Origin of the sequence: Pseudomonas sp. TH31 (genome assembly GCF_016650815.1) — a bacterium.
Lineage (GTDB): Bacteria > Pseudomonadota > Gammaproteobacteria > Pseudomonadales > Pseudomonadaceae > Aquipseudomonas.
In genome coordinates this window covers 878,696-899,910 of record NZ_JAEKEZ010000029.1, presented here as the reverse complement: position 1 = coordinate 899,910, position 21,215 = coordinate 878,696, and the positions used below count along the sequence as shown (strand labels likewise).

At 59.7% G+C, this 21,215-nt stretch carries 18 protein-coding genes and 4 pseudogenes; 16 read left to right on the top strand and 6 right to left on the bottom strand.

The window, feature by feature from the left end; translation table 11 throughout:
• Positions 1-525, bottom strand: coding sequence for a KdsC family phosphatase (locus tag JFV26_RS23660; protein WP_201195792.1), 525 nt, complete (start codon positions 523-525; stop codon positions 1-3).
• A complete protein-coding gene (locus JFV26_RS23655; protein WP_201195790.1) occupies positions 525-1,499 on the bottom strand; it encodes a KpsF/GutQ family sugar-phosphate isomerase in 975 nt (324 codons plus the stop codon). Before JFV26_RS23655 ends, JFV26_RS23660 begins: the two co-directional genes overlap by 1 nt.
• 275 nt (positions 1,500-1,774) lie before the next feature.
• Between JFV26_RS23655 and JFV26_RS23650 the strand changes: the two are divergent.
• The 10 genes and pseudogenes from JFV26_RS23650 to hisC all read left to right on the top strand — a co-directional run.
• Positions 1,775-2,575: pseudogene (locus tag JFV26_RS23650) on the top strand (ATP-binding cassette domain-containing protein); the annotation flags it as partial.
• Positions 2,576-2,582: 7 nt separating this feature from the next.
• Complete coding sequence (gene mlaE / locus JFV26_RS23645) at positions 2,583-3,380, top strand: lipid asymmetry maintenance ABC transporter permease subunit MlaE (protein ID WP_201195789.1); 798 nt, start codon at positions 2,583-2,585, stop codon at positions 3,378-3,380.
• Positions 3,380-3,847: an outer membrane lipid asymmetry maintenance protein MlaD gene (gene mlaD, locus JFV26_RS23640; protein WP_201195787.1), complete on the top strand. Its 468-nt coding sequence runs from the start codon at positions 3,380-3,382 to the stop codon at positions 3,845-3,847. Before mlaE ends, mlaD begins: the two co-directional genes overlap by 1 nt.
• Positions 3,848-3,858: 11 nt before the next feature.
• A complete protein-coding gene (locus JFV26_RS23635; protein ID WP_201195785.1) occupies positions 3,859-4,515 on the top strand; it encodes an MlaC/ttg2D family ABC transporter substrate-binding protein in 657 nt (218 codons plus the stop codon).
• Positions 4,512-4,817 carry an STAS domain-containing protein gene (locus tag JFV26_RS23630; protein ID WP_201195782.1) on the top strand — a complete coding sequence of 102 codons (306 nt, stop codon included), beginning with the start codon at positions 4,512-4,514 and terminating at the stop codon, positions 4,815-4,817. Before JFV26_RS23635 ends, JFV26_RS23630 begins: the two co-directional genes overlap by 4 nt.
• A 114-nt stretch (positions 4,818-4,931) precedes the next feature.
• Positions 4,932-5,183 carry a BolA family protein gene (locus tag JFV26_RS23625; protein WP_201195781.1) on the top strand — a complete coding sequence of 84 codons (252 nt, stop codon included), beginning with the start codon at positions 4,932-4,934 and terminating at the stop codon, positions 5,181-5,183.
• A gap of 22 nt (positions 5,184-5,205) precedes the next feature.
• Positions 5,206-6,471 (top strand): UDP-N-acetylglucosamine 1-carboxyvinyltransferase, encoded by a 1,266-nt coding sequence (murA, locus tag JFV26_RS23620; RefSeq protein WP_092273236.1) that lies wholly within the window; start codon positions 5,206-5,208, stop codon positions 6,469-6,471.
• 127 nt (positions 6,472-6,598) lie between these two features.
• Positions 6,599-7,234: an ATP phosphoribosyltransferase gene (gene hisG / locus JFV26_RS23615; protein WP_201195780.1), complete on the top strand. Its 636-nt coding sequence runs from the start codon at positions 6,599-6,601 to the stop codon at positions 7,232-7,234.
• A gap of 124 nt (positions 7,235-7,358) precedes the next feature.
• On the top strand, positions 7,359-8,696 hold the full coding sequence (gene hisD / locus JFV26_RS23610; protein ID WP_201195779.1) for a histidinol dehydrogenase: 1,338 nt from the start codon (positions 7,359-7,361) through the stop codon (positions 8,694-8,696).
• 2 nt (positions 8,697-8,698) lie between these two features.
• Positions 8,699-9,751, top strand: coding sequence for a histidinol-phosphate transaminase (gene hisC / locus JFV26_RS23605; RefSeq protein WP_201195778.1), 1,053 nt, complete (start codon positions 8,699-8,701; stop codon positions 9,749-9,751).
• Between the two features lie 122 nt (positions 9,752-9,873).
• Here hisC and algW read toward each other — a convergent pair whose 3' ends face one another.
• Positions 9,874-11,028 (bottom strand): Do family serine endopeptidase AlgW, encoded by a 1,155-nt coding sequence (gene algW, locus JFV26_RS23600; RefSeq protein ID WP_201195777.1) that lies wholly within the window; start codon positions 11,026-11,028, stop codon positions 9,874-9,876.
• Between the two features lie 102 nt (positions 11,029-11,130).
• On the opposite strand from algW, the pseudogene JFV26_RS23595 reads away from it, so the two are divergent.
• From JFV26_RS23595 to cysN, 3 genes and pseudogenes are all read left to right on the top strand, one after another.
• Positions 11,131-11,888: pseudogene (locus JFV26_RS23595) on the top strand (Nif3-like dinuclear metal center hexameric protein).
• Positions 11,889-12,177: 289 nt separating this feature from the next.
• Entirely contained in the window at positions 12,178-13,095 is a 918-nt protein-coding gene (gene cysD, locus JFV26_RS23590; RefSeq protein ID WP_201114859.1) for a sulfate adenylyltransferase subunit CysD, read from the top strand.
• Between the two features lie 9 nt (positions 13,096-13,104).
• Positions 13,105-15,002: pseudogene (gene cysN / locus JFV26_RS23585) on the top strand (sulfate adenylyltransferase subunit CysN).
• Between the two features lie 172 nt (positions 15,003-15,174).
• Here the strand turns inward: cysN and JFV26_RS23580 are convergent.
• From JFV26_RS23580 to JFV26_RS23570, 3 genes and pseudogenes are all read right to left on the bottom strand, one after another.
• A pseudogene (locus JFV26_RS23580) lies at positions 15,175-16,075 on the bottom strand (acyltransferase).
• Positions 16,076-18,175, bottom strand: coding sequence for a phosphate acetyltransferase (gene pta / locus JFV26_RS23575; protein WP_201195776.1), 2,100 nt, complete (start codon positions 18,173-18,175; stop codon positions 16,076-16,078).
• Positions 18,176-18,393: 218 nt separating this feature from the next.
• Positions 18,394-18,732, bottom strand: coding sequence for a DUF3565 domain-containing protein (locus JFV26_RS23570; protein ID WP_201195775.1), 339 nt, complete (start codon positions 18,730-18,732; stop codon positions 18,394-18,396).
• Here JFV26_RS23570 and JFV26_RS23565 point away from each other — a divergent pair.
• The 3 genes from JFV26_RS23565 (at position 18,701) to JFV26_RS23555 (ending at position 21,112) form a co-directional block, all read left to right on the top strand.
• The gene (locus JFV26_RS23565) at positions 18,701-19,186 is read left to right on the top strand and encodes an FKBP-type peptidyl-prolyl cis-trans isomerase (protein WP_201195774.1); all 486 of its coding nucleotides are present in this window, start codon (positions 18,701-18,703) and stop codon (positions 19,184-19,186) included. The two genes, JFV26_RS23570 and JFV26_RS23565, sit on opposite strands and share 32 nt — an antisense overlap.
• 123 nt (positions 19,187-19,309) lie before the next feature.
• Entirely contained in the window at positions 19,310-19,792 is a 483-nt protein-coding gene (locus JFV26_RS23560; RefSeq protein ID WP_201195772.1) for a glutathione peroxidase, read from the top strand.
• A 216-nt stretch (positions 19,793-20,008) separates the two neighbouring features.
• Positions 20,009-21,112 (top strand): NADH:flavin oxidoreductase, encoded by a 1,104-nt coding sequence (locus JFV26_RS23555; protein WP_201195770.1) that lies wholly within the window; start codon positions 20,009-20,011, stop codon positions 21,110-21,112.
• The last annotated feature ends 103 nt before the right edge of the window (positions 21,113-21,215 follow it).

Below are 21,215 nucleotides of genomic sequence, written 5' to 3'. Positions count from 1 at the left end.
TCACAGGTACGCGGCGTTAGCCGCATCGAGGCGGCCCTGGGCGCGCAGGATCAGTTCGCAGAATTCGCGGGCAGCACCTTCGCCGCCACGGGCCAGGGTGATGCCGTGGGCGTGTTCGCGCACGAAACTGGCGGCATTGGCCACCGCCATGCCCAGGCCGACGCGGCGAATCACCGGCAGGTCAGGCAGGTCGTCACCGAGGTAGGCAACTTGTTCATAGCTTAGGTTGAGTTGGGCAAGAAGCTCGTCGAGTACCACCAGTTTGTCTTCGCGACCCTGGTAGAGGTGTGGAATGCCGAGGTTTTTTGCCCGCCGTTCGACCACCGGGGTCTTGCGGCCGCTGATGATAGCGGTCTGCACGCCGGCTGCCATCAACATCTTGATGCCTTGGCCGTCGAGGGTGCTGAATGTCTTGAATTCACTGCCGTCTTCGAGGAAGTACAGGCGCCCGTCGGTCAGGACGCCATCGACGTCGAACACGGCCAGTTTGATTTGTTTGCCGCGTTGCAGCAGGTCGTTGCTCATTACATTACTCCTGCACGCAGCAAATCGTGCATGTTCAAGGCGCCGACCGGACGGTCTTCGCTGTCGACCACTACCAGTGCGCTGATTTTGTTGTCTTCCATGATCTTCAGGGCTTCGGCGGCAAGCATTTCGGCGCGTGCGGTCTTGCCGTGGGCGGTCATCACTTCATCGATGGTCGCCCGGTGAATGTCGATGGTGCGATCCAGGGAGCGGCGCAAGTCGCCGTCAGTGAAAATCCCGGCCAGCTTGCCGTCGGCTTCCAGAATGACGGTCATGCCCAGGCCCTTGCGGGTCATTTCCATCAGGGCATCCTTAAGCAGCGTGCCACGCTGGACTTGCGGCAACTCTTCGCCAGCGTGCATGACGTTTTCCACTTTCAGCAGCAAACGTCGGCCGAGCGCACCGCCGGGGTGGGAAAATGCGAAGTCTTCCGCGGTAAAACCCCGGGCCTCGAGCAGCGCCACGGCCAGGGCATCGCCCATGACCAGCGCGGCGGTGGTCGAGGAGGTCGGCGCCAGGTTCAGCGGGCAGGCTTCGTGCTCCACGTGAACGTTGAGGTTGACCTCGGCAGCCTTGGCCAATGGCGAGCCAGGATTGCCGGTCATGCTGATCAACTGGATGCCCAGACGCTTGATCAGCGGCAGCAGCGTAATGATCTCATTGGTAGAGCCGGAATTCGACAGCGCCACGATGATGTCGTCGCGGGTGATCATGCCCATGTCGCCATGACTGGCTTCGGCCGGGTGTACGAAAAACGCCGTGGTGCCGGTGCTGGCCAGGGTGGCGGCAATTTTGTTACCGATATGCCCCGACTTGCCCATGCCGACCACAACTACGCGGCCTTTGCTGGCCAGAATCATCTCGCAAGCGCGTACGAAATCTGCGTCGATATGGGGCAGCAAGCCTTGTACGGCTTCCACTTCGAGGCGGATGGTGCGTTGTGCCGATTGAATCAGGTCGCTTGATTGGCTCATGTCAGAATCGTATAGCCCGATGAAAAGGCGGCGATTATAGCGGTAATGATCGAAACCCTCACGTTAGTTCGTCGTGCTTTGTTAATACCTGTTACCGAAATACTCCAAATGCGGCTTTTTGCCTGTCCTCTTGCTGAACATGCCCCGGCTTGGGCCTTGGGCGCTTGGCTATTGCAGTGATATAGTTCGCCGCCAGTTCGGCCTGCCCGGGGAGGTATGTGCTTTCGTCAGAAAGCCAGGCGTCCGAGTGAGAGGCTGCATCGCAAGGAGTTTAGATGAGTGCCGATAACGCCTACGCGGTCGAGCTGAAGGGACTGACCTTCAAGCGCGGTGCGCGCAGCATTTTCAATAACGTCGATATCCGTATCCCGCGCGGTAAGGTCACCGGCATCATGGGGCCCTCCGGGTGTGGCAAGACCACCCTGTTACGGCTGATGGGCGCACAGTTGCGACCTAGCAGCGGAGAAGTCTGGGTCAACGGTCAGAACCTGCCTAAATTGTCACGCAGCGACTTGTTCGATGCGCGCAAGCACATGGGTGTGCTGTTCCAGAGCGGGGCATTGTTTACCGATCTGGATGTGTTCGAGAACGTCGCCTTCCCGCTGCGGGTTCATACCGAGCTGCCGGAAGAAATGATCCGTGACATCGTCCTGCTTAAATTGCAGGCCGTTGGCTTGCGCGGCGCCATCGATCTCATGCCCGACGAACTGTCCGGTGGCATGAAGCGTCGTGTCGCGCTGGCGCGGGCGATTGCCCTCGATCCGCAAATCCTCATGTATGACGAGCCCTTTGTGGGGCAGGACCCGATCGCCATGGGCGTGCTGGTGCGCCTGATCCGCCTGCTCAACGATGCGTTGGGCATCACCAGCATCGTGGTCTCCCACGATCTGGCAGAGACCGCGAGCATTGCCGATTACATTTATGTCGTGGGTGATGGGCAAGTGCTGGGGCAGGGCACGCCTGACGAATTGATGAATTCTCAGGAACCGCGTATCCGTCAATTCATGACAGGCGATCCCGATGGTCCGGTCGCCTATCACTTTCCAGCGACGGATTACCGCGCAGATCTTCTGGGAAGCGCTGATGCGCAAGATTTCACTGATAGAAAAAGTGCGCCGGTTCGGCCAGGGGGCCATCGATGCCGTCGGGGTGTTCGGGCGGGCGACGATTTTCCTGTTTCACGCATTGTTTAGCCGCGGCGGTATTGGCGGTGGTTTCGGTTTGCTGATCAAACAATTGCATTCGGTCGGCGTGATGTCCCTGGTGATCATCGTCGTCTCCGGGGTGTTCATCGGCATGGTGTTGGCGCTGCAAGGCTTCAATATCCTGTCCAGCTACGGTTCGGAACAGGCGGTCGGGCAGATGGTTGCCCTGACGTTGCTGCGTGAACTGGGGCCGGTGGTGACCGCATTGCTGTTTGCCGGGCGTGCAGGTTCGGCCCTGACTGCCGAAATCGGCAACATGAAGTCCACCGAGCAGTTGTCCAGTCTGGAAATGATTGGGGTCGACCCGCTCAAGTACATCATTGCCCCGCGCCTGTGGGCCGGTTTCATTTCCCTGCCGGTGCTGGCGATGATTTTCAGCGTCGTCGGGATCTGGGGTGGTTCGTGGGTGGCAGTCGACTGGCTGGGTGTCTATGACGGCTCCTACTGGGCGAACATGCAGAACAGCGTGACGTTCAACGGTGATGTGCTCAACGGCATCATCAAAAGTATCGTCTTCGCCTTTGTCGTGACCTGGATTGCCGTATTCCAAGGCTATGATTGCGAGCCTACTTCCGAGGGGATCAGTCGTGCCACAACCAAGACCGTGGTGTATGCCTCTTTGGCAGTACTCGGCCTGGACTTTATTTTGACCGCCCTGATGTTTGGAGATTTCTGATGCAAAACCGCACCCTGGAAATCGGTGTCGGCCTTTTCCTGCTGGCTGGCATCCTGGCTTTGTTGCTGCTTGCGCTGCGGGTCAGTGGCCTGTCCCCGACCGCAAACACCGATACCTATAAACTTTATGCCTACTTCGACAATATCGCCGGTTTGACTGTCAGAGCTAAAGTGACCATGGCCGGTGTGACCATCGGCAAGGTCACGGCGATCGATCTGGATCGCGACAGTTTCACTGGTCGGGTGACCATGCAATTGGAAAAACGCGTAGATAATCTGCCGACTGACTCCACTGCATCTATCCTGACGGCTGGCCTGTTGGGCGAGAAGTACATCGGTATCAGCGTGGGCGGGGAACAAGCCTTGCTCAAGGATGGTGGAACCATCCACGACACCCAGTCGTCGCTGGTGCTCGAGGACCTGATCGGTAAATTCCTGCTCAATACCGTTAGCAAAGACGCCAAATGAGGAGCTTTTGAATGATTTCTACCTTGCGACGTGGCCTGCTGGTACTGCTTGCAACATTGCCGCTGATGGGCAACGCCGTGGCGGATTCTTCCGCGCACGCGCTTGTGCAGGACACCACGACCCGGATGCTTGCTGACCTGTCGGCCAATAAAGAGAAGTACAAGCAGGACCCGCAGGACTTCTACACGGCGCTGAACACCATCGTCGGGCCTGTGGTGGATGCCGAGGGCATTTCCAAAAGCATCATGACGGTCAAATACTCGCGCAAGGCCACGCCTGCGCAGATGCAGACCTTCCAGGAAAACTTCAAGAAAGGCCTGTTCCAGTTCTATGGCAACGCCTTGCTGGAGTACAACAACCAGGGCATCGTCGTTGACCCTGCCAAGGACGAGTCGGGCGACCGCACCAGCGTTGGCATGACGGTCAAGGGCAGCAACGGCGCGATTTATCCGGTGCAGTACACACTCGAGAAGATCAATGGCGAGTGGAAGCTGCGCAACGTGATCATCAATGGCATCAACATCGGCAAGCTGTTCCGCGATCAGTTTGCCGACGCGATGCAGCGCAATGGCAACGACCTGGACAAGACCATCAACGGTTGGGCCGGGGAAGTCGCCAAAGCCAAGGAATCGACTGAGAAGCCATCCACCCAGAAGCAGTCTCAATGAGTGTCTCGGCCATTCGCATGACCGAGTCCGGCGAGCTGCGCTTGAGCGGCATGCTGGATTACCGCACCGGCCCGGGTCTGCGCAAGCAGGGCCAGGCGCTGATCAAAGCCAGTGCGGCCCCGGCCGTGGTGGTCGATTGTTCGGCAGTGTTGAAATCCAGCAGTGTCGGCTTGTCGCTGCTGCTGTGTTTCATGCGTGATGCAGAGGCGGCCGGCAAGGCCGTGAGCATCCGCGCAATGCCCGAAGACATGCGCGAAATCGCTCAGGTCAGCGAATTGACCGAGCTGTTGGCGCACCCCTAACCGGCATCTATAAAGAAGCCCCCGTCAGAGTCCTGTGAATGCGGGGTTCGCAGGCGCGGGGCTTTTTTGTATGATGTCCGACCCGCGCGCACAGGGCGCCGATTGAGGTTGAGCATGCAGGCCACCGAAGTGAAGAGCTTTCTCGAAGGAAAGCTGTCCGAGACTTTTTTATCAGTACAGGTTGAAGTCGAGGGCGAAGGCTGCAACTTTCAGCTGAACGTGATTAGCGATGAACTGGCGGCGTTGAGCCCGGTGAAGCGTCAGCAGCAGATCTATGCCCATTTGAACCCATGGATCACCGATGGCAGCATCCATGCGGTCACTATGAAATTTTTCAGCAGCGCGGCCTGGGCCGAGCGCACCTGAGCCCAAGGGCGTCGAGATTCTTATGGATAAATTGATTATTACTGGTGGCGTTCGTCTTGATGGCGAAATCCGCATCTCCGGGGCAAAGAACTCTGCCCTGCCGATCCTTGCTGCGACCCTGCTGTGCGACGGCCCGGTCACCGTGGCCAACCTGCCGCACCTGCATGACATCACCACCATGATCGAGCTGTTCGGGCGCATGGGCATCGAACCGGTGATCGACGAGAAGCTGAGCGTCGAAATCGACCCGCGCACCATCAAGACCCTGATCGCGCCGTACGAACTGGTGAAAACCATGCGTGCGTCGATCCTGGTGCTGGGCCCGATGGTTGCCCGTTTCGGTGAAGCCGAAGTCGCGTTGCCTGGCGGTTGCGCCATCGGTTCGCGTCCGGTTGACCTGCACATCCGTGGCCTCGAAGCCATGGGCGCGATCATCGACGTCGAAGGCGGCTACATCAAGGCCAAGGCACCAGAAGGTGGCTTGCGCGGTGCGCACTTCTTCTTCGACACCGTCAGCGTGACCGGTACCGAAAACATCATGATGGCCGCCGCTCTGGCCAAGGGCCGCAGCGTCCTGGCTAACGCCGCGCGCGAACCTGAAGTCATCGACCTGGCGAACTTCCTGATCGCCATGGGCGCCAAGATTACTGGCGCCGGCACCGACACCATCACTATCGATGGCGTTGAGCGTCTGCACCCGGCCACCTACAAAGTAATGCCGGACCGTATCGAGACCGGCACCTACCTGGTGGCAGCTGCCGTGACCGGCGGCCGCGTAAAGGTCAAGGATACCGATCCGACCATCCTCGAAGCCGTTCTGGAAAAACTCCGTGAGTCGGGTGCCGAAATCACCTGCGGCGAAGACTGGATCGAGCTGAACATGCACGGCAAGCGGCCGAAAGCCGTCAACGTGCGTACCGCTCCATACCCGGCGTTCCCGACCGACATGCAAGCGCAGTTCATCTCCCTCAACGCCATTGCCGAAGGCACCGGTGCGGTGATCGAGACGATCTTCGAAAACCGCTTCATGCACGTGTATGAATTGCACCGCATGGGCGCCAAGATCCAGGTCGAAGGCAACACTGCCATCGTGACCGGCACCGAGAAGCTCAAAGGCGCGCCAGTCATGGCTACCGACCTGCGTGCTTCGGCCAGCCTGGTGATCTCGGCGTTGATCGCTGAAGGTGACACCCTGATCGACCGCATCTACCACATCGACCGTGGTTACGAGTGCATCGAAGAGAAACTGCAGATGCTCGGCGCCAAGATCCGCCGCGTACCGGGCTAGTTTCTGCTGCATGGGCGCAGGGACGCGCCCGTTGGTTTTGTTCCAAATCGAGCCTTTTCAGGCTCGATGTGTGTCCGGCGCCGTTTGCGACCGGGCATGAGTACCTTGATAAGGACTGACGTTTCCCATGTTGACCATTGCACTGTCCAAGGGCCGCATCCTTGACGACACCCTGCCGCTTCTGGCTGAAGCAGGCATCGTGCCGACCGAGAATCCGGACAAGAGCCGCAAGCTGATCATCCTCACGACCCAGCCCGACGTACGTCTGCTGATCGTTCGCGCCACCGATGTGCCGACTTATGTCGAACATGGTGCCGCGGACTTGGGCGTCGCCGGTAAAGATGTGCTGATGGAATACGGTGGCCAGGGTCTCTACGAGCCACTGGACCTGCGAATTGCCCTGTGCAAGCTGATGACTGCCGGCAAGGTCGGTGCCGTCGAGCCCAAGGGCCGTCTGCGCGTGGCTACCAAGTTCGTCAACGTTGCCAAGCGTTATTACGCCGAACAGGGTCGTCAGGTCGACATCATCAAGCTCTACGGCTCGATGGAACTGGCACCGCTGATCGGTCTGGCCGACAAGATCATCGACGTGGTCGACACCGGCAACACGCTGCGGGCCAATGGCCTGGAGCCACAGGATTTCATCGCTGACATCAGCTCCCGGCTGATCGTCAACAAAGCTTCGATGAAAATGCAGCACGCCCGTATCCAGGCGTTGATCGACACCCTGCGCAAGGCAGTGGAGTCTCGACACCGCGGCTGATTCACCTGCGCGACCTTAAGTCGCGCCCGTCTATCCGCCTCATAGCCAGAATTCTCAGGTGCCCAAGCGGATCGAATGGTAGCTTCGGGCGCCTGAGTTTTTGCCAACCTATGAGGCTCTCGCTATGACCGCACCGACTGCAATTCGCCGACTCAACGCTGCTGACCCGGACTTCGCACATCATCTGGATCATCTGCTGAGCTGGGAAAGTGTGTCTGACTACTCGGTCAATCAGCGGGTGCTGGACATCATCAAAGCCGTGCGCGAGCGTGGCGATGCGGCGCTGGTGGAGTTCACCCAGAAGTTCGACGGCCTGCAAGTTGCCTCGATGGCGGACCTGATCCTGCCGCGCGAACGCCTGGAACTGGCCCTGACCCGCATCACCGCGCCCCAGCGCGAAGCATTGGAAAAAGCCGCGGCCCGAGTGCGCAGCTACCACGAAAAACAGAAACAGGACTCCTGGAGCTACACCGAAGCCGACGGCACGGTGCTGGGCCAGAAGGTCACGCCGCTGGATCGCGCCGGCTTGTACGTGCCGGGCGGCAAAGCGTCGTATCCGTCGTCGGTGCTGATGAACGCGATTCCGGCCAAAGTCGCTGGCGTGACCGAAGTGGTCATGGTCGTGCCGACTCCGCGCGGTGAAATCAATGAGCTTGTGCTGGCAGCCGCCTGCATCGCCGGCGTGGACCGCGTGTTCACTATCGGTGGCGCGCAAGCGGTTGCCGCGCTGGCTTACGGCACCGAAAGCGTGCCAAAGGTCGACAAAGTGGTTGGCCCGGGCAACATCTATGTCGCCACCGCCAAGCGCCATGTATTTGGCCAGGTCGGCATCGACATGATTGCCGGTCCGTCCGAGATCCTTGTGGTCTGCGACGGCCAGACCGATCCGGACTGGATCGCCATGGACCTGTTCTCCCAGGCCGAGCACGACGAAGACGCCCAGGCGATTCTGGTCAGCCCGGATGCCGAGTTCCTCGACAAAGTCGCCGCCAGCATCAGCAAATTGCTGCCGACCATGGAGCGCGCCGAGATCATCGAGACTTCGATCAATGGCCGTGGCGCGCTGATCCTGGTCCGCGACATGGAGCAAGCCATCGAAGTGGCCAACCGCATTGCGCCGGAGCACCTGGAATTGTCGGTCGCCGACCCGCAAGCCTGGCTGCCGCAGATCCGCCACGCCGGTGCGATCTTCATGGGTCGCCACACTTCTGAAGCATTGGGCGATTACTGCGCCGGTCCGAACCACGTCCTGCCGACCTCCGGCACCGCGCGCTTCTCTTCACCGCTGGGTGTGTACGACTTCCAGAAACGCTCGTCGATCATCTTCTGCTCCGAGCAGGGCGCTTCGGAACTGGGCAAGACCGCTTCGGTACTGGCCCGTGGCGAGTCACTGACCGCTCACGCGCGCAGTGCCGAATACCGCATCGTTGACGAAGACTTTCTACAAGGGCAGGGGGAATGAAGATGAGTAAATTCTGGAGCCCGTTCGTTAAGGATCTGGTGCCTTACGTGCCGGGCGAGCAGCCGAAACTGGCGAAACTGGTGAAGCTCAACACCAACGAAAACCCTTACGGCCCATCGCCCAAAGCCTTGGCCGCGATGCAGACCGAACTGAACGACAACCTGCGCCTGTACCCGGACCCGAACAGCGATCTGCTGAAAAATACCGTCGCCACTTATTACGGTGTGCAGGCGAACCAGGTGTTCCTCGGCAATGGCTCCGATGAAGTCCTGGCGCACATCTTTCACGGCTTGCTGCAGCACGATAATCCGGTGCTGTTCCCGGACATCAGCTACAGCTTTTACCCGGTCTACTGCGGGTTGTACGGCATTGCGTTCGACGCGGTGCCGCTGGACGCACAGTTCCAGATCAACCCGGCGGACTTCGCCAGGCCGAACGGCGGGATCATTTTTCCGAACCCGAACGCACCGACCGGTTGCCTGTTGGCGCTGGACGCCGTGGAGCAGATTCTCAAGGCCAGCCCGGATTCGGTGGTGGTGGTCGATGAAGCGTATATCGACTTCGGCGGCGAAACCGCCATCAGTCTGGTGGACCGTTACCCGAACCTGCTCGTGACCCAGACCCTGTCCAAGTCCCGTTCTTTGGCGGGCTTGCGGGTCGGTCTGGCGGTGGGGCACCCGGACCTGATCGAGGCGCTGGAGCGGATCAAGAACAGCTTCAACTCCTACCCGCTGGATCGTCTGGCGAATGTCGGGGCTGCGGCGGCGTTCGAAGATCGTGAGTACTTCGACAAGACTTGCCGGTTGGTCATCGATAATCGCGAGAAGGTTGTCGCGCAGTTGGCGGCCAAGGGCTTTGAAGTACTGCCATCAGCGGCCAACTTCATTTTCGCCCGGCATCCGCAGCACGATGCGGCCGCTCTGGCAGCGAGGTTGCGTGAGCAGGGTGTGATCGTTCGGCACTTCAAGCAGGAGCGGATTGCCCAGTTCCTGCGGATCTCCATCGGCACGCCGGAGCAGAATCAGGCGTTGATCGACGGCCTTGGCGACCTGTAATCCAGCACCGATCCTGTAGGAGCAAGGCTTGCCCGCGAAGAACGATAACGCGGTTTGCCTGTTGCACCGCGGTGTTCCTATCGCGGGCAAGCCTTGCTCCTACAGGGGGTTGTGGTGTCTGTTTATTCTTCTTCCTTGACCGGTGCCGGCGGCGGACGCAGGCCAATCTCTGCGCTCAGCTTCAACTCCTTGCCGTTACGCATCACCTGAATCGAGACCTTGTCGGTCGGTTTGATCCGCGCCACCTGGTTCATCGAGCGGCGGCCATCGCCAGCCGGTTCACCGTCGATGCTGAGGATCACATCACCCAGTTGCAGGCCGGCCTTCTGCGCCGGACCGTCACGGAAAATCCCCGCCACCACAATTCCCGGACGTCCGGACAGGCCAAACGATTCCGCCAGTTCCTGAGTCAACGGCTGCACTTCAATCCCGAGCCAGCCACGAATCACCTGGCCGTGCTCGATGATCGACTTCATCACTTCCGTGGCCAGTTTGATCGGGATCGCGAAGCCGATGCCTTGCGAGCCGCCGGACTTGGAGAAAATCGCCGTGTTGATGCCGGTCAGGTTGCCGCTGGCATCCACCAGCGCACCGCCGGAGTTGCCAGGGTTGATCGCGGCATCTGTCTGGATGAAGTCTTCGTAGTTGTTCAGGCCCAACTGATTGCGCCCGGTGGCGCTGATGATGCCCATGGTCACGGTCTGGCCGACGCCGAACGGGTTGCCGATGGCCAGCGCAACGTCGCCGATACGAATGTTGTCGGAACGGCCAATGGTGATCGACGGCAGGTTCTTCAGGTCGATCTTCAATACCGCGAGGTCGGTTTCCGGGTCGCTGCCGATCACCCGGGCCAGGGTCTCACGGCCATCCTTGAGCGCCACCACAATCTGGTCGGCCCCGGTGGTCACGTGGTTGTTGGTCAGGATATAGCCTTCCGGGCTCATGATCACGCCGGAGCCCAGGCTCGACTCCATACGCTTCTGCTTGGGCGAATTGTCGCCGAAGAAGCGGCGGAACTGCGGATCTTCGAACAGCGGGTGATTGGGTTTGTTGATGACTTTGGTGGTGTATAGGTTGACCACTGCCGGCGCGGCAATGACCACGGCATCGGCATAGGACACTGGCCCCTGTTGCACGCTGGTGGTTTGCGGAGCTTGCTGCAGGTTGACGTCGAGGCTCGGAAGCCCGACCCACTGCGGGTAACGCTGAATGATCAACATAGCGATAAGCACGCCGGCCAACAACGGCCAGCCGGAAAAACGCAGCGCCTTAAGCATTAAACAAGTCCTACAGAGGTTGCAGGTGGTATGAGACCGCCCATAATGTCGCGCATTATAGAGGTCGCGCGTGCCTCTGAACGGGATATTTAGGAGTCTTTTATGGCCGTCGCCCTGAGCACCCTGGTCGAAGAAGCCGACCGTTACCTGAACAGTTCAAAAATTGCCGACTACTGCCCCAACGGGTTGCAGGTCGAAGGCCGCCCGCAAGTGATGCGCATCGTCAGCGGCGTTACCGCCAGCCAGGCGCTACTGGACGCTGCGGTGGAAGCCAAGGCCGATCTGGTGTTGGTGCACCACGGCTATTTCTGGAAAGGCGAGAACCCGTGTATTACCGGCATGAAGCAACGCCGGTTGAAAACCCTGCTCAAGCACGACATCAGCTTGCTGTCTTATCACTTGCCGCTGGATTTGCACCCGGACGTCGGCAACAACGTGCAGCTTGCGCGTCAGTTGGACATCACCGTCGAAGGCCCGCTGGACCCCGATAACCTGAAAGTCGTCGGCCTGGTCGGCTCGCTGAGTGAGCCGTTGAGCCCGCGTGACTTCGCCCGTCGTGTGCAGGAAGTCATGGGCCGTGAGCCGTTGCTGATTGAAGGCAGCGAGATGATTCGTCGGGTCGGCTGGTGCACCGGCGGTGGCCAGGGTTATATCGATCAGGCGGTGCTGGCGGGTGTCGATCTGTACCTGAGCGGTGAAGCGTCCGAACAGACCTTCCACAGCGCCGGGAAAACGACATCAGCTTCATCGCCGCCGGCCACCACGCCACTGAGCGCTACGGCGTACAGGCGCTGGGGGATTACCTGGCACGGCGGTTTGCCCTGGAACACATCTTCATCGATTGCCCGAACCCGATCTGATTGAAACGCTATGCCTTGTGTAGGAGCTGCCGAAGGCTCGGGCCGCGTTCGGACGATCTTTTGATCTTAAAATCAAAGTCAAAAGATCGTCCGAACGCGGCCCGAGCCTTCGGCAGCTCCTACAGGGGTGGGTTCCAATTGGTCAGGGGTAGTTGTGGCCAAACGAGGGGGTATATTCATATACCCTTTCGATCTAGTTGGCGTCCTGATTAGAAGGGGGCGCTGTGCTAGGATTCCCCGCTCGAACACGGCCCGCTGGCCGTCCATAAGATCGTTTTCGTGAGTAGCCATGGTCGACAAACTGACGCATCTGAAACAGCTGGAGGCCGAAAGCATCCACATCATCCGCGAGGTCGCCGCCGAGTTCGATAACCCGGTGATGCTGTACTCCGTCGGTAAAGACTCCGCCGTGATGCTGCACCTTGCGCGCAAGGCATTCTTCCCGGGCAAGCTGCCGTTCCCGGTCATGCACGTCGACACCCAGTGGAAGTTCAAGGAGATGTACACGTTCCGCGACCGCATGGTCGAAGAACTGGGCCTGGACCTGCTGGTGCACGTCAACCCCGATGGCGTTGCGCAGGGTATCAACCCGCTGACCCACGGCAGTGCCAAACACACTGACATCATGAAAACCGAAGGCCTCAAGCAGGCCCTCGACAAGTACGGCTTCGACGCCGCATTTGGTGGTGCCCGCCGTGACGAAGAGAAATCCCGTGCCAAAGAGCGCGTGTATTCCTTCCGCGACACCAAGCACCGCTGGGACCCGAAGAACCAGCGCCCGGAGCTGTGGAACGTCTACAACGGCAACGTCAACAAGGGCGAATCCATTCGTGTGTTCCCATTGTCGAACTGGACCGAGCTGGACATCTGGCAGTACATCTACCTCGAAGGCATCCCGATTGTGCCGCTGTATTTCGCCGCCGAGCGCGACGTTATCGAGATGAACGGCACCTGGATCATGATCGACGACGAACGCCTGCTCAATCACCTGAGCGATGAAGACAAGGCGCGCATCGTCAAGAAAAAGGTCCGTTTCCGTACGCTGGGCGACTACCCGTTGACCGGTGCGGTCGAGTCCGAGGCCACCAGCCTGACCGACATCATTCAGGAAATGCTCCTGACGCGAACTTCCGAACGCCAGGGCCGGGTCATCGATCACGATGGCGCAGGCTCCATGGAAGAAAAGAAACGTCAGGGTTATTTCTAAGGGGTTGTCATGTCGCACGTATCTGATTTGATCAGCGAGGACATCCTCGCCTACCTGGGCCAGCACGAACGCAAGGAAATGCTGCGCTTTCTGACCTGTGGCAACGTCGACGACGGCAAGAGCACCCTGATCGGGCGCCTGCTGCACGACTCCAAGATGATCTACGAAGATCACCTGGAAGCCATTACCCGCGACTCGAAAAAGTCGGCACCACCGGCGATGACATCGACCTGGCATTGCTGGTCGACGGCCTGCAGGCCGAGCGTGAGCAGGGCATCACCATTGATGTCGCTTACCGCTACTTCTCCACCGCCAAGCGCAAATTCATCATCGCCGATACCCCTGGCCATGAGCAGTACACCCGCAACATGGCCACCGGTGCGTCCACCTGTGACCTGGCGATCATCCTGGTCGATGCCCGTTACGGCGTGCAGACCCAGACCCGTCGCCACAGCTTCATTGCCTCGTTGCTCGGCATCAAGCACATCGTGGTCGCCATCAACAAGATGGACCTCAATGGCTTCGACGAAAGCGTGTTCGAGTCGATCAAGGCCGATTACCTGAAGTTCGCCGAAGGCATCGCGTTCAAGCCGACCACCATGGCGTTCGTGCCGATGTCCGCTCTGAAGGGCGACAATGTGGTGAACAAGTCCGAGCGCTCGCCGTGGTACACCGGCCAGTCGCTGATGGAAATCCTTGAAACCGTCGAAATCGCCAACGACCGCAACTACACCGACCTGCGTTTCCCGGTGCAGTACGTCAACCGTCCGAACCTGAACTTCCGTGGTTTTGCCGGCACCCTGGCCAGCGGCATCGTGCACAAGGGCGACGAAGTCGTGGTGCTGCCGTCGGGCAAGAGTAGCCGCGTGAAATCCATCGTCACCTTCGAAGGTGAACTGGAGCACGCAGGTCCAGGTCAAGCGGTAACGCTGACCATGGAAGACGAGATTGATATCTCTCGCGGTGACTTGCTGGTGCACGCCGACAACCAGCCGCAAGTGACTGATGCTTTCGACGCCATGCTGGTGTGGATGGCTGAAGAGCCGATGCTGCCGGGCAAGAAATATGACATCAAGCGCGCCACGTCCTACGTGCCGGGTTCGATCACCAGCATCGTCAACCGCGTTGACGTGAACACCCTGGAAGAAGGTCCGGCCAGTTCGTTGAACCTGAACGAGATCGGTCGGGTCAAGGTCAGCCTCGATACAGCCATTGCGCTCGACGGCTACGCGAGCAACCGCACCACCGGTTCGTTCATCGTCATCGATCGCTTGACCAACGGCACCGTCGCCGCTGGCATGATCATCGCTCAGCCGTTGAGCCACGACAGCAGCACCCATCATGGCAAATCGGCCCATGTAGCCACCGAGGAGCGTGCCCAACGCTTCGGCCAGCAACCGACCACCGTGTTGTTCAGCGGCTTGTCGGGCGCAGGCAAAAGCACGCTGGCCTATGCGGTTGAACGCAAGCTGTTCGACCTGGGTCGTGCGGTGTTCGTGCTCGACGGTCAGAACCTGCGTCATGACCTGAACAAAGGTCTGCCACTGGATCGCGCCGGCCGTACCGAGAACTGGCGTCGTGCGGCGCACGTTGCGCGTCAGTTCAACGAAGCCGGTTTGCTGACCCTGGCGGCGTTCGTTGCTCCAAGCGCCGAAGGTCGTGAGCAGGCCAAGGACCTGATCGGCAAGGAGCGTTTGCTGACGGTTTACGTCCAGGCCTCGCCAACCGTGTGTGCCGAGCGTGATCCGCAAGGGTTGTACGCTGCCGCTGGCGATAACATCCCGGGCGATGCCTTCCCGTACGACGTGCCGCTGGACGCCGACCTTGTAGTCGATACCCAGTCGCTGTCGCTGGAAGAAAGCGTCAAGCAAGTGCTGGATCTGCTGCGTAGCCGCGGCGTGATTTAAGTAGAGGAGCAGCTACAAGCATTGAGTTTCAAGCTGCAAGAAAAACCCGCCGATGGGTGATCATCGGCGGGTTTTTTGTATCCTTCGGACCGTCAAGATCGCAGCCTTCGGCAGCTTCTACAAGGGCATGTGTACACCCGTAGGAGCTGCCGAAGGCTGCGATCTTTTGATCTTAAATGCCGGGATATTCCCGATGCATCTGCTCCAGCAATGCATCCTTGTCTTCCCACAACCGATTGATCCAACCCTGAAACTCCAATCGGTATTCCCCGTCCTGGTCGTAATTCTTGCCAATAAACTGCGCAGGAATCTTCAGTTCCTGAAAATGCACCACCACATCGGCAACATTTCCACAGAGCAGATCCCAATACCCCGGACGCCCCCGGATAGTGAATGGTCACATTGACGATGGATTCCAGCTGCTCACCCATCGCATCCAGTACAAACGCAATGCCGCCAGCCTTGGGTTTCAGCAGATAGCGAAACGGTGATTTTTGCTGGGCATGCTTGCCCTCGGTGAAGCGCGTACCTTCGACGAAATTGAAAATCCCCACCGGGTTGCTGCGGAACTTGTCGCAGGTCTTGCGGGTGGTTTCCAGGTCTTTGCCTTTCTTCTCCGGGTGTTTTTCCAGGTAGGCCTTGGAGTAGCGCTTCATGAACGGAAAGCCCAGGGTCCACCAGGCCAGGCCAATCACCGGCACCCAGATCAGCTCTTGTTTGAGAAAGAACTTCAGCGGTTGGATACGTCGGTTGAGCACGTATTGCAGCACCATGATGTCGACCCAGCTCTGGTGATTACTGGTAATCAGGTACGAGTGTTGGTAGTCCAGCCCTTCAAGGCCCGTGAGGTGCCAGCGGGTGCGGCAGACCAGGTTCATCCAGGCCTTGTTGTTGCTGATCCAGGCTTCATGGGTATGGCCCATCACCCAGCGCGTGAAGCGCTGGGTGAGGGCGAAGGGCAACACCTTGAAAATCGCCACGCAGAACAGAAACGAGCACAGCAAAATGGTGTTCAGTGCCAGCAGCAGCGAGGCGATCACGCCGCGCACGGGTGCAGGTAGGAATTGCAGCATTTAAAGATCCAGAGGTCGGTTGGCAGCTTGAATCGCGGTCAACGCGATGGTGTAGACGATGTCGTCGACTTGCGCGCCGCGCGGCAGGTCGTTCACCGGTTTGCGCAGGCCTTGCAGCATCGGCCCGAGGCTGACGCAGTCGGCGCTACGCTGCACGGCTTTGTGGGTGGTGTTGCCGGTGTTCAGGTCAGGGAACACGAACACCGTGGCGCGACCAGCCACCTGACTGTTCGGCGCCAGTTGCCGGGCCACGGTTTCGTTGGCGGCTGCGTCGTACTGCAAGGGGCCGTCGATCAGCAGCGAGTTTTGCTGTTCGTGGGCGAGCAACGTCGCTTCGCGGACCTTCTCGACTTCTTCGCCGCTGGCCGACTCACCGCTGGAATAGCTGATCATCGCTACCCGTGGGGTGATGCCAAACGCGGCGGCCGAGTCGGCACTTTGCAACGCGATCTCGGCCAGCTCGGCGGCGCTCGGGTGTGGGTTCATCACGCAGTCGCCGTAGACCAGCACTTCTTCCGGGAACAGCATAAAGAACACCGACGACACCAGCGTGCAGCCCGGCGCGGTCTTGATCAGTTGCAGGGCCGGGCGGATGGTATTGGCGGTGGAGTGGATGACCCCGGAGACGAGGCCGTCGACTTCATCCAGCGCGAGCATCATGGTGCCGATCACCACGGTGTCTTCCAGTTGCTGCTCGGCCATCGGCGCGTTGAGGCTTTTGGTCTTGCGCAGGGCAACCATCGGTTCGATGTAGTTACCGCGAATCAGGTCCGGGTCAAGAATCTCCAAACCTGGCGGTAACTCGATGCCTTGGGCGCGGGCAACCGCTTCGACGTCGGCCGGTTTGGCCAGCAACACGCAACGGGCGATGCCACGGGCCTGGCAGATCGCCGCCGCTTGCACGGTCAGCGGTTCGCTGCCTTCGGGCAACACGATGCGCTTGTTGGCGGCCTGGGCGCGCTGGATCAGTTGATAGCGGAACACGGCGGGCGACAGGCGCATTTCCCGCGGCGTACCGCAACGCTGGTGCAGCCATTTGGCGTCGAGGTGGCTGGCAACGAAGTCAGTGATGATTTCCGCACGCTCGCGGTCGTCGATCGGGATTTCCTTGTTCAGGCCGTTCAACAGGTTGGCGGTTTCATAGGAACCGGTGCTCACCGACAACACCGGCAGGCCCGCCTGCAAGGCACCGCGGCAGAGGTCCATGATCCGTGGGTCGGGCAGGGTGTCGCTGGTCAGCAACAGGCCGGCCAGCGGCACGCCATTCATGGCGGCGAGGCTGACGGCGAGAATGATGTCGTCACGATCGCCGGGTGTCACCACCAGCACTCCGGGCTTGAGCAGCTCCACGGTGTTGCGCATGGTACGGGCGCAGATGATGATTTTGGTCATGCGCCGGGTTTCGTAATCACCGGCATTGAGAATTTGCGCGCCCATCAGGTCGGCGACGTCACGGGTGCGCGGGGCGTTCAGTTCCGGCTGGAACGGGATGCAGCCGAGCAAACGGAAATCGCCACTGCGCAACAAGGGCGAGTGTTCTTTCAGGCGCGAGGCGAAGGCCTCCATGCTTTCGTCGGTCTTGACCTTGTTCAGGATCACGCCGAGAACTTTCGGGTCTTTCGGGCCGCCGAACAACTGCGCCTGCAATTCCACCCGGCCGGAGAGTTCGCTCAGGGCTTCGCTTTCCGGTGCAGAGACCAGGATCACGTCGGCATCGAGGCTCTTGGCCAGGTGCAGATTGACCCGGGCGGCGTAGCTGGCGCTGCGGGTGGGGACCATGCCTTCGACAACCAGCACGTCTTTGCCCACCGCAGCCTGTTGATAAAGGGTGATGATTTCTTCGAGCAGCTCATCCAGCTGGCCGTCGCCGAGCATGCGCTCGACGTGGGCCAGGCCCAGCGGTTGTGGCGGCTTGAGGCCGTGAGTGCGCGCCACCAGTTCAGTGGAACGCTCAGGGCCGGTGTCGCCCGGATGCGGCTGGGCAATCGGTTTGAAAAAGCCGACTTTCAGCCCGGCTCGCTCAAGGGTACGCACCAGCCCGAGGCTGATGGAGGTCAGACCCACACCAAAATCGGTGGGCGCGATAAAAAAAGTTTGCATGCGGATTCTCTGGAGGTGCATGTGGGCAGCCCGTGTGGCCTTTGCTGTCAGTCAACTTAGGCGCCTGAAATCCATACCCTGCGTTGCTGCTCTTCCCCATAGCGAGCTATGACTCGTCGCAGCGCCTTGGCTGTGGACTTCAGGCACTCGAATTTGATCTGACGCAAAGGCCGTACGGGCCGCCAGGCGGTGACCTATAACGGGTTACCTGCCGAAATTCAGTGGCCAAGGTTATCGCTAACCGAGCCTTGAGCGCACCAACCGCAGTCAAAGGGCTGGCCTATTTTTTCAATACGTTGCAATGGGTCGAGGACCCAGGCCCGGGATTGCCAGGGCGGCTGGTGGCGCAGGTGCTGGGTGTGACCGCAGGAAAGCTCGGCCACCCAGTGCCCATCCTCGTCCTGATGAAAGCCTGTGGCCGTCGAGATCTGCGCCGCAATCCGTCTGTCCGGGTTGTGTTCGCTTTCGGGCGATTGCTTCGCTAAACTTGGTCTTTCTATATTCTTCTGCAAAAGGTCTCGCCCCATGCTGATCGCCGCCAATAAGGCTGTCTCCATCGACTATACCCTGACCAACGACGCTGGTGAGGTCATCGACAGCTCCGCCGGCGGCGCGCCGCTGGTTTACCTGCAAGGCGCAGGTAACATCATTCCGGGCCTGGAAAAGGCGCTGGAAGGCAAGAAAGTCGGTGACGAACTGACCGTCGCCGTAGAACCTGAAGATGCTTACGGCGAATACGCTGCCGAACTGGTCAGCACCCTGAGCCGCAGCATGTTCGAAGGCGTCGACGAACTGGAAGTGGGCATGCAGTTCCACGCTTCCGCGCCGGACGGTCAGATGCAAATCGTTACCATCCGTGACCTGGACGGCGACGATGTCACCGTCGACGGCAACCACCCGTTGGCCGGTCAGCGCCTGAATTTCCAGGTCAAGATCATCGACATCCGTGACGCCAGCCAGGAAGAAATCGCTCATGGTCACGTCCATGGCGAAGGTGGCCATCACCACTGATTTCTGCGCTAAGCTTTCGAGTACTGGAGAGGCGCCCGAGGGGCGCCTTTTTAGTCCGCGGCTGTCCCTGGCGGCGCCGCCAAGTGGCTGTTTCGAGAAGAACACGGGAATTTGGAGTTCGTCATGAGTGCTTTCCACGACCTTAAATTGACAGCCCTGGATGGTCAGGAGCTACCTCTGGCGCCCTTCAAGGGGCACGTCGTGCTGGTGGTCAACGTTGCCTCCAAATGTGGTTTGACCCCACAGTACGCGGCGCTGGAAAACCTCTATCAGCAATTCAAGGGTCAGGGCTTCAGCGTGCTGGGTTTGCCGTGCAACCAGTTTGCCGGACAAGAGCCAGGCACCGAGCAAGAGATCCAGGAGTTTTGCAGCCTCAACTATGGCGTGACCTTTCCGTTGTCCAGCAAGCTGGAAGTCAACGGCCACGATCGTCATCAGTTGTACCGTTTGCTGGCAGGCGAGGGCGCGGAGTTTCCGGGCGACATCACCTGGAACTTCGAGAAATTCCTGCTGGGTAAAGACGGGCGTGTGCTGGCGCGGTTCTCGCCGCGGACGGCGCCGGATGATCCGACGATCGTGCATGCGATCGAAAAAGCGCTGAGCTAAGCAGCAAGATCAAAAGATCGTCCGATCGCGGCCCGAGCCTTCGGCAGCTCCTACAGGTGTTCACATTCCCGCGTAGGAGCTGCCGAAGGCTCGGGCCGCGATCGGACGATCTTTTCGTTTCTAATCCTTAATCACCCAAATCAATAGTGCTGTTCACGCCTTGCGACTCTCCATATTATCGCCGTCATAAAGCCTGTTCTTCCCGTGGAGCGTCCCATGCCCGTAAAAGCCCTGTTCAAACCGTTCCACCTCGGCACCCTCGAACTGCCGTCCCGCGTCGTCATGGCGCCGATGACCCGCTCCTTTTCCCCAGGCGGCGTGCCTAATTCCAAGGTGATCGAATACTACCGTCGCCGCGCCGCCGCCGGTGTTGGTCTGATCATCACCGAAGGCACCACCGTCGGCCACAAGGCCTCCAACGGCTACTCGAACGTGCCGCATTTCTATGGTGAAGCAGCGTTGGCCGGCTGGAAAAAAGTCGTCGACGCGGTGCACGCCGAAGGCGGCAAGATCGTTCCGCAGTTATGGCATGTGGGCAGTGTGCGCCGCATCGGCACCGAGCCGGACGCCAGCGTCCCGGGTTACGGCCCGTCGGAAAAACTCAAGGATGGTCAGGTCGTGGTTCACAGCATGACCCAGCAAGATATCCAGGACGTGATCGCTGCGTTTGCCCAGTCTGCCAAGGACGCGCAAAGCATCGGCATGGACGGCGTGGAAATCCACGGCGCCCACGGCTATCTGGTCGACCAGTTCTTCTGGGAAGGCACTAACCAGCGCACCGACGAATACGGCGGCAGCCTGGCCAACCGTTCGCGGTTCGCCATCGAGTTGATTCAGGCGGTACGCGCGGCGGTAGGCGAAGGTTTCCCGATCATCTTCCGTTTCTCCCAGTGGAAGCAGCAGGATTACACCGCTCGTTTGGTGCAAACCCCTGAAGCCTTGGGCGAATTCCTCAAGCCGTTATCCGACGCTGGCGTGGATATTTTCCACTGCTCTACGCGGCGTTTCTGGGAGCCGGAGTTCGACGGTTCCGATCTGAACCTGGCTGGCTGGACCCGCAAGCTCACCGGCAAACCGACCATCACCGTGGGCAGCGTTGGCCTGGATGGCGAGTTCCTGCAGTTCATGGTCAACACTGACAAAATCGCCCAACCGGCCAGCCTGGAAAATCTGCTGGAGCGTTTGAACAATGAAGAATTCGACCTGGTGGCGGTAGGCCGTGCCTTGCTGGTGGACCCGGACTGGGCGCAGAAAGTGCGTGATGGTCGTGAAGAAGACATCCTGCCGTTCAGCCGTGAGGCGCTGATGACACTGGTTTAAGCGGCGACTGTACTGACGCCATCGCGGGCAAGCCTTGCTCCTACGGATTTGAGTCGTGTCGACATTTTGTGACCGACGCATGCCCCGTAGGAGCAAGGCTTGC

What these genes read in the sequence shown, in the direction of transcription:
- JFV26_RS23630 (WP_201195782.1), top strand. Translation starts at nt 4,512, where the DNA reads ATGAGTGTCTCGGCCATTCGCATGACCGAGTCCGGCGAGCTGCGCTTG.
- JFV26_RS23560 (WP_201195772.1), top strand. Translation starts at nt 19,310, where the DNA reads ATGAGTGCTTTCCACGACCTTAAATTGACAGCCCTGGATGGTCAGGAG.
- mlaE (WP_201195789.1), top strand. Translation starts at nt 2,583, where the DNA reads ATGCGCAAGATTTCACTGATAGAAAAAGTGCGCCGGTTCGGCCAGGGG.
- algW (WP_201195777.1), bottom strand. Translation starts at nt 11,028, where the DNA reads ATGCTTAAGGCGCTGCGTTTTTCCGGCTGGCCGTTGTTGGCCGGCGTG.
- JFV26_RS23655 (WP_201195790.1), bottom strand. Translation starts at nt 1,499, where the DNA reads ATGAGCCAATCAAGCGACCTGATTCAATCGGCACAACGCACCATCCGC.
- murA (WP_092273236.1), top strand. Translation starts at nt 5,206, where the DNA reads ATGGATAAATTGATTATTACTGGTGGCGTTCGTCTTGATGGCGAAATC.
- JFV26_RS23660 (WP_201195792.1), bottom strand. Translation starts at nt 525, where the DNA reads ATGAGCAACGACCTGCTGCAACGCGGCAAACAAATCAAACTGGCCGTG.
- hisG (WP_201195780.1), top strand. Translation starts at nt 6,599, where the DNA reads ATGTTGACCATTGCACTGTCCAAGGGCCGCATCCTTGACGACACCCTG.
- JFV26_RS23625 (WP_201195781.1), top strand. Translation starts at nt 4,932, where the DNA reads ATGCAGGCCACCGAAGTGAAGAGCTTTCTCGAAGGAAAGCTGTCCGAG.
- hisD (WP_201195779.1), top strand. Translation starts at nt 7,359, where the DNA reads ATGACCGCACCGACTGCAATTCGCCGACTCAACGCTGCTGACCCGGAC.
- JFV26_RS23635 (WP_201195785.1), top strand. Translation starts at nt 3,859, where the DNA reads ATGATTTCTACCTTGCGACGTGGCCTGCTGGTACTGCTTGCAACATTG.
- cysD (WP_201114859.1), top strand. Translation starts at nt 12,178, where the DNA reads ATGGTCGACAAACTGACGCATCTGAAACAGCTGGAGGCCGAAAGCATC.
- JFV26_RS23565 (WP_201195774.1), top strand. Translation starts at nt 18,701, where the DNA reads ATGCTGATCGCCGCCAATAAGGCTGTCTCCATCGACTATACCCTGACC.
- hisC (WP_201195778.1), top strand. Translation starts at nt 8,699, where the DNA reads ATGAGTAAATTCTGGAGCCCGTTCGTTAAGGATCTGGTGCCTTACGTG.
- pta (WP_201195776.1), bottom strand. Translation starts at nt 18,175, where the DNA reads ATGCAAACTTTTTTTATCGCGCCCACCGATTTTGGTGTGGGTCTGACC.
- JFV26_RS23555 (WP_201195770.1), top strand. Translation starts at nt 20,009, where the DNA reads ATGCCCGTAAAAGCCCTGTTCAAACCGTTCCACCTCGGCACCCTCGAA.
- mlaD (WP_201195787.1), top strand. Translation starts at nt 3,380, where the DNA reads ATGCAAAACCGCACCCTGGAAATCGGTGTCGGCCTTTTCCTGCTGGCT.
- JFV26_RS23570 (WP_201195775.1), bottom strand. Translation starts at nt 18,732, where the DNA reads ATGGAGACAGCCTTATTGGCGGCGATCAGCATGGGGCGAGACCTTTTG.